Source organism: Amycolatopsis sp. NPDC057786 (assembly GCF_042797905.1).
In the GTDB taxonomy this organism is placed as follows: domain Bacteria; phylum Actinomycetota; class Actinomycetes; order Mycobacteriales; family Pseudonocardiaceae; genus Amycolatopsis.
The window spans coordinates 71648-84521 of record NZ_JBHVKW010000011.1; the positions used below are offsets into that span (position 1 = coordinate 71648).

The following is a 12874-nucleotide window of genomic DNA, read 5'->3' on the forward strand; positions in this document are numbered from 1 at the left end:
TCCCATGGCAGACCAGCGCGTCCTGATCACCGGTTCGGCGGGCATCGTCGGCACCTTGATGCGACCGCGGCTGCGCCGTTCCGGCCGGGTACTGCGGCTGCTCGACCTGGCCGCGCAACCCGAAGCCTCGGGCGGCGAGGACGTCGAGCTGATCACCGCTTCGGTGACCGACCCGGAGGCGATGGCGGAGGCGTGCGCCGGTGTCGACGCGGTGATCCACCTCGGCGGGCACAGCCGCGAGAACTCGTGGGAAGCCACCCTCGACGTCAATATCAACGGCACCCACACCGTCCTCGAAGCCGCGCGGGCCGCCGGTGTGCCGCGCGTGATCCTGGCTTCCAGCAACCATTCCGTCGGCTTCCGCCGCAACGACGAAGCGGGCGAGGACGGCCTTCCCGCCGACTCCACGCCCCGGCCCGACACCTACTACGGCGTCAGCAAGGCGGCCATCGAAGCACTCGGCAGCCTGTACCACTCGCGGTTCGGCATGGACGTGATCGTCATCCGGATCGGCTCCTGCTTCGAAAGCCCGCTCGTCCTCGGCCCGCGCGGCCTGACGACCTGGCTCTCCCCCGACGACGGCGCGCGCCTGTTCGAGGCCTGCCTGAGCTACCCCTCCCCCGGCTACCGGCTGATCTGGGGCGTCTCGGACAACACGCGCCGGGTCTACTCGCTCGCCGAAGCCGAGGCCCTGGGCTACAAGTCGCTCGACAACGCGGAGACCTACGCCGACCAGCTGGCAGGCATGCCCGCGCCGACCGGGATCGCGGCGGAGTACGTCGGCGGGCCGTTCTGCACCGCGCCGCTGGGGGCGCACAACCCGCTCTGAGGTCTCGGTTCACGTTGGGTGACGGGTGCGTGGAAATGTCGTGTTTCCACACACCCGCCTCACGGCTGGCCGGTCATACGTTCGCCGAGACGGCGCGCGAGGTCTGCCACGTCGTCTCCGGGGATGTCCAAGTAGCCACGCGCCGGGTCGAATATCGCGGTCTGCTGCTGGTCGTAAGGGACGCCGGGCGGCAGAGGCGCGAGGTGCCAGTGGACGTGCCTGTTGGCTTGTTGGCTGCCCAAGGACAGCACGTAGAGCCGTTCGATCGAGAGCAGGGCGCTCAAGGCGCTGCCCGCGCGGTGTACGACCCGCTGGATGGTCAAGTACTCATCGACGGTGAAGTCGCCGACAACGTGCTCGCGATGCTCGACCGGGGCCACGAGGAAGTGCCCGAAGACGACGGGGAAACGGCTGGCGAAGACCACGGCGTCTGCGTCCCGGTATGCGACGTGATGCGGGTATTCGGCGTTGCCGGCGAGGAGTTCGCAGACGAAGCAGGCCCGGCGGGCGAGGTCGAGGTAGGCGTCGGGCCGCCACGGAACACGTTCGGTCATGCCGTCCAGGTGTACCCGACCTTCGTCCTGCCCTGAACCCGCCATGTGAAACGTTGCTACCGCATAGGATCACCTCGGCGCGGTCCGGACGTCACGACCTCCGGCGGGGAAGCTGTGGAAGGCAGGTATGTCAACCTTTACGTTCGCGAGCATCGACGTCATCCCGCGGGTATTGCAGCTCGTCGTGGGTCTGCTCGGCTTGATCCTTTCGATCAAAGCCCGCTCCCGGGGAGTCTCCGGTCTGATGGTGGCCGCCTTCGTGCTCATGCTCGTCGCGACGGCCGCGGGCATCATCTGGCGGTTCGTGTCGGTGAACGTGCCGTCCTGGGCCTCGTCCGGCGGCCTTTCCGTCGACGAGATCCAGTGGATCTTCATGGGAGTCGGCATCCCGCTCGACGCCGTCGCGTTGCTTTCCTGGCTCCTGGTCGCCATTGCGGTCGCCAAGAGCGGCCATCCGCCTCGGTATCCGGCCGGTTTCGCGCCCAACCCGGGGCCGGTCAACTACCCGATGACGCCACAGCCGGGGTTCCAGCCGCCACAGCCCGGCTACCCGCAGTCCAACCCGCCGACTCAGCAGCCGCCGAGCTAGAGCGCGGCATGGCGCGCCTGATCCACCTCAACGGCCTCTCGCGCGTGGGAAAGTCGACTCTCGCCCGCCGGTATGCCCACGACCATCCAGGAACGCTCGCGCTCGACCTGGATGTGCTCGCGGGGTTGATCGGCGGATGGCAGGAGAACTTCTTCGCGACCTTGGAGTTGGCCCGTGGCCACGGGCGGGAGCTGGCCATGCGGCACCTGCGCCAGGGTTACGACGTGATCCTCCCGCAACTGGTGACCGTTCATGACCGCGATCCGGATCCGGCCTTCGAGGCGGCAGTCCGTGCGGCTGGAGCCACTTACCTCGAAGTGGCCCTCCTCGTCGACGACCGCGAGCATCTACGCCGCGTGCGCGACAAGCGTCCGATCAACGCTGTCGAGGCGCGGCTCCAGGCGGTTCTGGAAGATCCCGATTCCGACCTGATCGACAGGATCCGCGGTCACCTCGACGCGTATCTGGCCAAACGCCCGCACGCGATCCGGCTCGACACGACCGGCATCGGGGAAGACGAGTCATACGCGCGACTCCTGAAAGCACTCGACTCTACATAGGAGACTGTGCGTTTGAGGGAATTGAGACGTCCATCCCGTTGCGCGAGGCGGCATTTCATGGCTCACACAGGCGGAGTCGCTCACTTTCAGCATGTTGACCTGCACCGATCCCCCTGCAGTCACAGAACGCGTCCAAGAAGCGCTGTTTTTTGTTGCATGGCGCAGAATTTCGTGCCCCCTTGGGAACGCCGCTAGCTTCCGATTCATGGAATGGAGCTTTCAGCCGGCCGAAGAAATCCTTGCCGCATTGCGCACCGGTGCGGTGACATCGGCGGAACTGACCGACGAGGCGATCGCCCGGATCGAGCGCGAAGACGAGGTGATCAACGCGATCTGCGTGCCGGACTTCGACCGCGCGCGGGCCGCCGCGCAGCGGGCAGACCAGGCACGTGCCCGCGGCGAAGACCGGCCGCTGCTCGGCGTCCCGGTGACGGTCAAGGAGTCGTACGACATGGCCGGGCTGCCCACGACCTGGGGTATGCCGCCGCACCGGGACTACCTGCCCGCCGAGGACGCGGTTCAGGTGGCGCGGCTCAAGGCCGCGGGCGCGGTGGTGCTCGGCAAGACCAATGTGCCGTTGGGGTTGCAGGACATCCAGAGCTTCAACGACATCTACGGCACCACCGTCAACCCGTGGGATCACGGCCGGACGGCGGGCGGGTCATCCGGCGGGTCGGCGGCGGCACTGGCGTCCGGGTTCGGCGCGCTGTCCATCGGCTCCGACCTCGCCGGCTCCCTGCGCACGCCCGCGCATTTCTGCGGCGTCTACGCGCACAAGCCGACGCTCGGGCTGGCGGCCGTCCGCGGCATGGTCCCGCCGTCCGAGCCCGCCTTCCCGGCCGAACCCGACCTCGCTGTCGTCGGGCCGATGGCGCGAACCGCGCGCGACCTCGCGCTCCTGCTCGACGTCATGGCCGGACCGGACCCGCTGACGTACGGCGTGGCGCATCGCTCGGCGCTGCCGCCCGCCCGCCACGAGCGGCTCCGCGATTTCCGGGTCCTGGTCGTCGACGACCATCCGCTCATTCCGGCCGGGGCCGCCGTGCGGGCGGGCGTACGCCGGGTGGCCGACGCGCTCGTTGGCGGCGGAGCCCGCGTCGCGTGGCGTAGTCCGCTACTACCCGATCTTGCCGAGGCCGCGAAGCTCTACATGGAGTTGCTGATTTCGGGCTCTGTCGCGCGTTTCCCCATCGAATCGCTCGAGCAGTTGCGGGCCGAGGCGGACGACAAGAGCCTTGACGCCGTTCGGCTGGACGCCATGCTGTTCAGCCACAGCGACTGGATGGAGGCGGACAAGCGCCGGAAGGTCCACCGCCACGGCTGGCGGCGGCTGTTCGCCGAGTTCGACGCCGTGGTGTGCCCGATCACGCCGACTCCCGCGTTCCCGCACGACCACCATCCCAATCCGATGGAACGGCACATCGACATCGACGGCGTCGAGTACCCGTACTTCGATCAGCTCGTCTGGGCGGGCCTGGCCACCATGCCGGGCCTGCCTGCCACCGCCATACCGGCGGGCCTGTCCCCTGAGGGCCTGCCGGTCGGGGTGCAGCTCGTCGGTCCGATGTTCGAAGACCGCACCCCGTTGCGGCTGGCCGAACTGCTCGAACGGGAGATCGGCGGCTTCCAGGCACCGGGCGGCGGCGTGCGATAGGTTGCCGGCCATGACCCACCTCGGTCACGTCGTCTGGCCACCCGCCCCGATCAAGACCGAGCGGCTCGTCCTCCGCGGGTCCGAAGCCCGTGACCGCTCGGCGTTCATCGAGCTCTTCGCCTCGCCAGAGGTGGGCACGTACATCGGCGGCGCCCGACCGCGTGAGGAGCTCGAGCGCACGAGCCCCGCGATTCCGGGCCGGCGACCGGGACTGTTCGTCATCGAGCTCGACGGGTCGCTGATCGGCATGATCACGCTCGATCAGCGTGAAGCGGAGCGCCCCGGGCATATCCGTCCGGATGCCGGGGAGACCGAACTCGGGTACCTGCTTTTGCCGCGGGCGTGGGGACGCGGGTACGCCACCGAGGCCTGCGCGGCGGCACTCGACTGGTTCGCCGAGGCGCTTCCCGACGAGCCGGTGGTGCTCTGCACGCAGACAGCCAACGAAGGCTCGATGCGCCTCGCGGCGAAGCTCGGGTTCACTGAAGTGGACCGATTCGAGGAGTACGACGCGGAGCAGTGGTTCGGTGTCCGGTACCCGCCGTCCCGATCCGGTTCGTGAGGGACGGCGGGTACCGGCACCGAGCCCGAGAGCCTCGTTCAGCCCACCGCGATCGACTGGAACGTCACGGGGAGCCGCGGCGGTCCGGTCCCGTCGCCCGGCCCCTTCGAGTCGTCCACGCCACCGCGCGCGACCTTGTCCAGCGTCTGAAGACCGGCGTCCGAGATGCTCCCGAACACGGTGTACTCCGGCGGCAGCTCGGCTTCTCCGTAGACCATGAAGAACTGGCTGCCGCCCGAGTTCGGCGCCTGCCTCTTCGCCATGGCGAGAATGCCCCGCCCGTACTTCAGCCCGGAGAAGACCTCGTCCGGGATGGTGTATCCCGGCCCGCCCATTCCAGAACCTTCGGGGTCGCCGCACTGGAGCATCTGCAGTCCCGAGGTACCGAGCCGGTGACACGAGGTTCCGTCGAAATATCCCTGCTGCGCCAACGAGAGGAAGTTCGACACGGTGCACGGCGCGAGCCCGCGGTCCAGCGTCAGCCCGATGTCACCGGCGGTCGTCTTGACCGTGACCTCCGACGTGCCGGACGCCGGGGTCGGGCCAGCCGCGGGCGGGTTCGCCTTCTTCGGCACCGAACCGGTGGAATCCGCCGGGTAGGCGCAGTCCGTCGGATCCGCCAGCGGCGTGCTGCGCTTCGGCATCGGAACCCTGCTCGAAGGGATGTTCACCGGGCTCTGCGTCGTCGTCTCCTCGGAGGTGGACGTCGGAGCCGGCGAGGACGAAGACGACACGGCCGCGCTCGTGTCCTTCGAGTCCGGCAGGAAGAACCCCGGTGCCACGAAGCCGGTGATCGCCACGACGGCGACGATCACGACGAGTCCCAGCGCACCCAGGCCCACCCAGAGCACCGTCTTGTTCGACGACGGCGGCGGCTGTTGCGGCGCGCCGTACCAGCCTTGCTGCTGGTACGGCTGCTGCGGATAGGGCTGCTGGTACTGCGGCTGGGGATGCTGCCCCTGCGGAGCCCCGGGGTCGGGCGCCTGGCCTTCGGGCTCGCCCGGCTGCGGTGGCTGGGACATCTGTGCTCCTGTCGTCCGGAAGAAGTACAGGAACACTCTCGCGTATCGCCGCTCACGACGTCACGGCATCCCCCATGGTGCGCTGGTCCCGTTCGGCGGGACGGGCCGGATCTCGAGGTCCGGCCGGTCGCCCGCGCGGTGCACGACGGCCTCCTCCCCACGCCGCAGGTCGACGTGGACGTCGCCGTTCGGCGACCGTCGCCAGCGTTTCGGCCGCCCCCACCGGTCGCGGACGGTCAGCTCGCCGTCCATGTCCGTCCGCAGCACGCACGGCGCCCCCGCCTCGCTGGTGATCTTGACCCAGCGGGTCTTCCCCGCCTGCCGGGAAGCGCTGAGCAGGAACGCGCCCTCCGTGCGAAAGTCGCGCAACGCGGCGTCGGCCCAGGCGGCGGGAACGGCCGGGAACAGCCGGATCACCCCGCCCCAGCTCTGTACGAGCATGTCGTGCAGCGACTGCGCGGCCGAAAGCGGCGTCTCGATCACCGGGCCGGATTCCTTGTACATCGTGTTCGGCTGGATGTAGCGCCGCTGCAGTTCGCCGAGGTAGAACGCCGCCTTGTCGCCGCGCAGCATCTGCGCCGACATCGACGCGGCGCCGGTGAACGTGTAGCCCTGCAACGCGCCTTCGAAGCCCACCCAGTGGTCGAGCGACGTCTCGATGATCCGCCGGTGCTCCGGCCGCTCCCAGGTGATCTCGTACAACGGGTAGATCTGCAGCAGATGCGAGTAGTGCCGGTGCGATTTCGCGAACGGCACCCCCGCGCCGATCATGTAGCCGCTGGCGTCGGCCGGATACGGGACCAGCGTGGCCAGCACCTCCCGCCACCGCCCCGCGAGCGGGTCGTCGACGCGCAGTTCCGCCGCCGACTCCAGCAGAGTCTTGCAACCCCAACGGATCAGCGCGAGATCGTAGTTGCAGTCCGGCGCGTTCACGCCGTACTCCGGGGAGAACGTCGCCGGTAGATGCAGCTTCCCGTCCGCTCCAGGCGCCAGGAAGTGGAGGTAGTAGTTGATCGCCTTGCGCAGAAGCGGGAACAGGGTGTCCCGTAAAAGACGCCGGTCCATCGTGTGCCGATAGGACAGCCAGACGTTGTGCAGCGCCCAGGTCAGATTGCCGACCTCCGGAGTCGGCGTCTCCTTGCCCGGGATGCCCACCGGGAAGCCCGCGTTCGTCCCGACGGCGCCGTTGAGCAGGGTCATGTCGGTGGTGCGCGGGATACCCGCCGAATCGTGCTGGTAGGGCTCGGCGACCTGGCTCGTCAGGTTCGCCCGGAACTTGCCGAGCGCGTGGCTCACCGCGTCCAGTTCGAGATGATTGGATCCGTGGATGAGCCAGTACTCCAGCTGGACGTTGAGGTTCCACCAGGTCGCGGGCCACGGGGTCGGCTCCAGCCACGGTCCGCAGGTCGCCATCACCGGCGCTTCCCGGCGCGCGGCGGAGGCGATCTTGTACAGCTGGATCCAGTAGAAGCTCTGGAGCCGAGTGTCCGGAATGGACAGGAAACCGTGCCGATAGTAGTCGTGCCACCAGCGACGATGCCCGGCCGTCAACGCGGAGAACGGCTCTGCCCGGCGGACCGTCTTCAACGCCGCTCGCGCGGCCGTCCGCTTCGGGAACGACCACGCCACGGACGTGTACAGCGTCCGCTTCGATCCACGGGTGACCTCACGCCACGCCGTGACGTGCTCCCCGCCGGACAGCAGGGTCTGCACGGAAAGCCTGGCGTCGCCGCTGCTTTCCAGAGTCGCGGGCGGGTTGGCCACGTACCCGGCTGGCGGCGGCTTCCCGAACTTCGGATCGGTTCTCGGGCTCACCGCCTCGGCCGGATGGAAGATCCATTCGAAGCCGCGCTCCCCCTCGGTCGGCTCGATCTCGACGGCCAGCAGCGACTGTCCGGTGTGGACGATCGCGCGCAGTGAGAGACTGCCCACGGCCGTGGTGATCGTGCCCCTCAGTTCGGCGTTCCAGAGGTCCATCCGCCAGTCGATCCCGGTGATGGCGCCGACCGGTTCGAGGGTGAAGTACCCGATCGGCAGCCGCGCGAGCCCGAACAGTGACCCGAACTCCGGCCGGTGATCCTGCACCTCGCTGTGCTGGACGTTGAACCGGACGGCGTTCCGGCCCGGTTCGGCGTAGATGCCCGAGCCGAGGAAACCGTTGCCCAGGAAGGGGCCTTCGTACCAGGTCTTCGGCATGCGGCGCCAGATCAGGTCGGCCGCGCCGAGGAACCCGGGCCAGTCGATACCGCCGAGCGCGAAGTCGTTCTCCACCGCCGAAGCCGACGACGCGAACCCGGCCGCCGCCACGCCCGCCAAGGCCCCGCCGAGCATCGTCCTGCGAGTGATGTCCATCCTCAGATCCCCCATGCCGGAGTTCCACGATCACCAGGAACGTCCCGCGGCTCCAGCACCGGACGTGTGCCGCGTCGCGCGACGACGGCCGTCCCGCCGCGGCCGAGCGGGATCGAGATCGTGCCGGGGCCCGCGTGCCGCCAAGGAAGCCGCCGTCCGCGCCCGTCACGGACCTCGATGTCACCGGGGATCCCGTGCCGCAGCGTGAGCGGCTCCCCCGCCTCGCTGCGGACGCGGATCCATTCGGTCGCGCCGTTCGCGCGGGATGCGTCCACAAGAAAGGCGCCCTCCGCGCGCAAGCTCTCGAAGGACGCGTCGGGCCACGTCGAGGAGACCGACGGGAAGACTTTGAGCACTCCGTGATCGCCCTGCAGCAGCATGTCCACTATGGACTGAGCGGCGGTGATGGGACTTTCGATCGCGAGGTTCGCACCCTCGCGGTACATCGTGTTCGGTGTCAGCTGCGTGTTGGCCACGACGGTCCCATCGAGGAAGATCTTCAGATACCGCAGGGCCTCCTCCGGCGCGTCCATCACGGAGCTCATCGACGACGCCGCCGCGAAACTGTAGCCGTGCCATTTCTCCTGCGCGGCGGACCAGTGCGCGAAGGTGCGGCGCATGATGTCCCGGTCGCCGGGACGGTCCCAGAGCTTCTCACGCAGCGGATAAAGCCAGAGCAGATGAGAGAAGTGCCGATGCGAGTCGGCCAGCGGGACACCGTCGCCGATCAGCACGCCCTGCGCCGGATCCTGGTGGTACGGCACCAGTTTCTCGCCGATCTCCCGCCACGCCGGTACCCGCGGGTCGTCGATCCGCAGCTTGGCCGCTGATTCGACGAGGGTGCGCGCGGCCCAGCGGATCAACGAGAGGTCGTAGGTGCAGTCGGCCGCGTCGGCGTACTCGGGTGACCTCGTCATCGGCAGGTGCAAGGCGCCGTCCGGGCCGGTGGCGAGGAAGTGGCGGTAGTAGTTGAGTGCCTTGGCGAGCGTCGGATACAGGACGTCGCGCAGGACGCGGACGTCCATGCTGTGCCGGTACGCGAGCCAGACGTTGTGCAGGCCCCAGATCAGGTTGCCGGTCTGGTCGTTCTTGGTGGCGGGCCCCGGAATCCCGACCGCGCGGGTGCCGCCGGGCCGCAGCCGCCAGTCGCCCGGATGCGAGAGGGCGTACGTGTCCCCGTCCCGGTACGCGGGAGGGACCGAGAGTTCGAGGTTGGCGTGGTCGCGGCGGAAGGTCGCGGTGACGGCGTCGAGTTCCGGATGGTTGCTGCTGTTGACGATCGGGTACGTGACCTGGACGTTGAGGTTCCACCACACCGCCGTCCAGCTGTTGCCGACCTCCGGGAACCACGGGCCCCATTCGGCGACGACCGGTCCGTTCGCACGGGTGGCGCAGGCGGTCTTGTACAGCTGGATCCAGTAGAACCGCTGGATCCGTTTGTCCGGAACGGACACGAAACTGCGGCGGTAGAAGGCGTTCCACCAGCGCCGATGGACGGCGACGAGCCCGTCCGGGTGCACCGCCGACGCCCTGTCGACCCTCCTGATCGCCTCGGCGGTGTGGGCCGCCTCGGGGAACGCGTACGCGACCGTCGCCGCCAGGAGTCGTCGCGTGCCGATCTTCCGCTCACGCCACGCCGTCGTGTACCCGCCACCCGCGTGCAGCGGCTGCTCGCAGTACCGGACCTCGCCCGCACTGGCGAGCGTGGGATCAGGATTCGCCGTGTACTCGGGCGGTTTGCGGATCGTCCTGGTCGTCGCCGATACGAGCGGCGTGAACCCCCATTCCGCGGACGCCTCCCCGGTGAGCGAGACGAGGAGGAGGTCCTGATCGTTGTGGACCAGCGCGGAGAACCGCACCGAACCCCGGGTGGTGGTGATCGTGCCGCCGAGCTCGGCGTTGTACAGGTCCAGATGCCAGTCCACCGCGGTGATCGCGCCCTCGAAGGTGAGGGTGAGGTAGCCGATCGGGAGCCGCGAGTACCCGATGGCCGCTTCCCATTGCCCGCGCTGGTCCTGGACCTGGGAATGGCCGAGCATCACCTTGAGGACGTTCGGCCGCGCGTCCGCGTAGAACTGCGCGCCGAGGAAGCCGTTGGCGAGGAACGGGCCCTCCTGCCAGTTCTTCGGCATCCGCTTCCAGGCCATGCGGGCGTCGTCGACGATCCGGCGATGGACGTCCTGCCCGGCGAGTGCCGGCGGAGCCCCCTGAGCCCAAAGACCACCGAGCGCGGCCGCTCCCGCCGCGACCCTCAGCATCGATCGCCTGGACAGCTCGGCCATGGGTCGCCTCCAGATTCATACTACGTTTACCGCAGATCAAGTCCTGGCGACCGGCATGTTTCCAGAAATAGTCGAGCTTTGGCCAGGGCACTCACCCGGAAAGCCGTAGATACATCCGACCTATTGGTCAGAGAGCGAGGTACGCGCGAGTGGCTTCAGGCGACGCGTGCCCGAGCATCACGGCGACGTCGTCGAGATCGATCCCGGCCCGGAGGAGGTTGACGGCAAAGGTCTTGCGCAGCGTTCGCGCCGACAACCCCGGCAGGCCGATCAGGAATCCGAAGATGACCACGAGGCTGTTGACGGTGGCAGGCGGCACAGGACGACCGCAGGTGTCGCTGAGGAAGAAGGTCGGCCCTTCGTCGACACGCTCCCGAAGGTAGGCATCGAGCAGCGGCCGGAGCTCGGGTGGCATCGGGACCGTACGCTGCCGCGGTCCACGGACGATCACCGCGTCGGCCGACACGTCCCGCAGAGCCAGCGCGGACAGCTCGGTGGCGCGAAGACCCGTGTAGTACAGAAGATGCAGGATCGCCGCGTACCTGAGCGGCAGCAGGTGCACCGCCGCCGACAGCAGCTCGCTCAGTTCGTCGTCGCTCAACGGCGACAAGGTTTCCGCCTCGAAGACCCTTCGCTCGTCCGTCATGGCGAGCTTCCCCTGGACGAGCGCGCCGAGCGTGACTCCGGCCGACTTCTGCCACCGCTGCGGCCGGATCTTGAGCAAGCTCTCCTCGGCGATCGCGGCACCCTCGATGTCCGCGGTGCCACGCGCGCCGTTGAGCACCTGCTGCTCACGATGCCGGTTCGCCCGGTTCACCCGCCGCTTGTGGCGCGGGATGTTCTTGCGTGAGGACTTGTCGTTCTCGCCGTAGCGGTTGCGGCGATCCTTGGCGTAGCTCAGCCGCTTCTTCTCCTGCGGACTCTTCCTTCCCATCGCCCCTCCCCAGGCTTCGACAGGGAGACGGTAGCGAGGCGTCCTGGCCGCGGCCCACCGATTTACCGGCAGGTGGGCCATCGCGGAGCAGAACCCCTCCCGCCGCCAGAGCACGCGAGTCAGACGGGCGGCAGAGGGGGCAGCGCCGGAGCGTCCAGCCAAGCGTCGAAGAAAGAACCCAGCGACCGCCCAGCGAAGCGTTCCGCAAGCGCAACGAAAGCCGCCGTGGTCACCAAACCGTGCCGGTTCTCCGTCGCCCAGGCCTTCACCATCGGGAAGAACACCGCGTCGCCGACGGTACGACGCAAGGCGTGCAACAGAAGGCCGCCGCGTTTGTACACCCGCTCGTCGAACATCCGCGCCACGCCGGGGTCGGAGAGACGGAGATCCGCGGGTTTCGCCTTCGTCCGCGCGTGCCAGATCTTCGCCCACTCGTCCGCGCTCTGCTCGCCGGATTCCTCGGACCAGAGCCATTCCGCGTAGGTCGCGAAGCCTTCGTTGAGCCAGATGTGCCGCCAGTCGGCGACGGTCAGGCTGTTGCCGAACCACTGGTGTGCCAGTTCGTGCACGACGAGCCGTTCGTGGGTGCGCCGCCCGTCGACGTGGTTGGCGCCGAAGATCGACATGCCCTGCGCTTCGATCGGGTCGTCGAGGTCGTCGTCGGTGACGACGACGACGTACTCGCCGAAGGGGTACGGCCCGAACAGGCGTTGCAGCGAATCCATGATCCGGCCCTGCCGCCCGAAATCACGCGCGAACGCCCGGCGCAGGCGCGGCGGCACGGCGGCCCGTTGCGGGACGGAGGTGACCACGGAGCCGCCGTCGAGGTTGATCCGGAACGCCTCGACGGACGGTTGCGAGAACCAGCCGGGCTGGGGACCGGAGACGAGCTCGACGTCGTCGTACCGTCCTATTTGGACGCTCATCAGGTACGTCGGCGTCGGTTCGGGACGCTCGAAGACCCACTTCGTGGTGCTCGCGCGCTCGTGCCGCGCCACCAGGTTCCCGGTGACGGCCACGAGATACGGCGAAGACGTCGTCAGCGAGACGCGGTAGGTCGCCTTGTCCGACGGGTGGTCGTTGCACGGGAACCACGACGGCGCCCCGACCGGCTGGCTCGCGACGAGCGAACCGTCGGTCAGTTCGTCCCAGCCGATGTCGCCCCACAGCCCGGGAAGCGGCCGCGGGTTGCCGACGTAGTGGACCTCCACCACGAACTCGCTGCCGAGCGCCAGCGACTTCGCCGGCTTCACCTGCAGCTTGTGCCCACGCCGCGTGTACTTGGCCGGTTTCCCGTCGACCAGCACGCGGTTGATCCGGAACTCGCCGAAGTCGAGTGTGAGCCGCGACAGCGCCTGCGTCGCCTCCGCGGTGATGGCCGCGGAGGCCGACAGCCGGTTGGGACCGATCTTGTAGTCGAGCTCCAGATCGTAGTGCCGGACACGGTAACCGCCGTTGCCGTGCCGTGGCAGATAGGAGTCGCCGGAAAGGTCCGAGCCGGGCGAGGGCTGCGCGGAGGCCTTCGAAATCACCCGC

The 12874-nt window shown here is 68.6% G+C and carries 11 protein-coding genes; 5 read left to right on the forward strand and 6 right to left on the reverse strand.

Annotated features, from left to right (window positions below):
- Window positions 1-4 precede the first annotated feature (4 nt).
- Window positions 5-829: an NAD-dependent epimerase/dehydratase family protein gene (locus ACFVM3_RS10040; RefSeq protein ID WP_378437358.1), complete on the forward strand. Its 825-nt coding sequence runs from the start codon at window positions 5-7 to the stop codon at window positions 827-829.
- 59 nt (window positions 830-888) lie between these two features.
- Here the strand turns inward: ACFVM3_RS10040 and ACFVM3_RS10045 are convergent, their stop codons facing one another.
- Window positions 889-1383 carry an HIT family protein gene (locus tag ACFVM3_RS10045; protein WP_378437360.1) on the reverse strand — a complete coding sequence of 165 codons (495 nt, stop codon included), beginning with the start codon at window positions 1381-1383 and terminating at the stop codon, window positions 889-891.
- 127 nt (window positions 1384-1510) lie between these two features.
- On the opposite strand from ACFVM3_RS10045, the gene ACFVM3_RS10050 reads away from it, so the two are divergent.
- The 4 genes from ACFVM3_RS10050 to ACFVM3_RS10065 all read left to right on the forward strand — a co-directional run bounded on the left by ACFVM3_RS10050 (window position 1511) and on the right by ACFVM3_RS10065 (window position 4748).
- Window positions 1511-1972, forward strand: a complete 462-nt coding sequence (locus ACFVM3_RS10050) for a hypothetical protein (protein ID WP_378437362.1) — start codon at window positions 1511-1513, stop codon at window positions 1970-1972.
- Between the two features lie 8 nt (window positions 1973-1980).
- On the forward strand, window positions 1981-2532 hold the full coding sequence (locus ACFVM3_RS10055) for an AAA family ATPase (RefSeq protein ID WP_378437363.1): 552 nt from the start codon (window positions 1981-1983) through the stop codon (window positions 2530-2532).
- Between the two features lie 205 nt (window positions 2533-2737).
- A complete protein-coding gene (locus ACFVM3_RS10060) occupies window positions 2738-4186 on the forward strand; it encodes an amidase (RefSeq protein WP_378437365.1) in 1449 nt (482 codons plus the stop codon).
- A 10-nt stretch (window positions 4187-4196) separates the two neighbouring features.
- Window positions 4197-4748, forward strand: a complete 552-nt coding sequence (locus ACFVM3_RS10065) for a GNAT family N-acetyltransferase (protein ID WP_378437367.1) — start codon at window positions 4197-4199, stop codon at window positions 4746-4748.
- A 38-nt stretch (window positions 4749-4786) separates the two neighbouring features.
- Here ACFVM3_RS10065 and ACFVM3_RS10070 read toward each other — a convergent pair whose 3' ends face one another.
- The 5 genes from ACFVM3_RS10070 to ACFVM3_RS10090 form a co-directional block, all read right to left on the reverse strand.
- Complete coding sequence (locus tag ACFVM3_RS10070; protein ID WP_378437369.1) at window positions 4787-5770, reverse strand: peptidylprolyl isomerase; 984 nt, start codon at window positions 5768-5770, stop codon at window positions 4787-4789.
- Window positions 5771-5830: 60 nt separating this feature from the next.
- Window positions 5831-8122 carry a glycoside hydrolase family 95-like protein gene (locus ACFVM3_RS10075; RefSeq protein WP_378437371.1) on the reverse strand — a complete coding sequence of 764 codons (2292 nt, stop codon included), beginning with the start codon at window positions 8120-8122 and terminating at the stop codon, window positions 5831-5833.
- 2 nt (window positions 8123-8124) lie between these two features.
- Entirely contained in the window at window positions 8125-10404 is a 2280-nt protein-coding gene (locus ACFVM3_RS10080; protein ID WP_378437373.1) for a glycoside hydrolase family 95-like protein, read from the reverse strand.
- 127 nt (window positions 10405-10531) lie between these two features.
- The gene (locus ACFVM3_RS10085) at window positions 10532-11338 is read right to left on the reverse strand and encodes a tyrosine-type recombinase/integrase (RefSeq protein WP_378437375.1); all 807 of its coding nucleotides are present in this window, start codon (window positions 11336-11338) and stop codon (window positions 10532-10534) included.
- Window positions 11339-11457: 119 nt separating this feature from the next.
- Window positions 11458-12870, reverse strand: a complete 1413-nt coding sequence (locus ACFVM3_RS10090; RefSeq protein ID WP_378437377.1) for a M1 family metallopeptidase — start codon at window positions 12868-12870, stop codon at window positions 11458-11460.
- Between the last annotated feature and the right edge of the window lie 4 nt (window positions 12871-12874).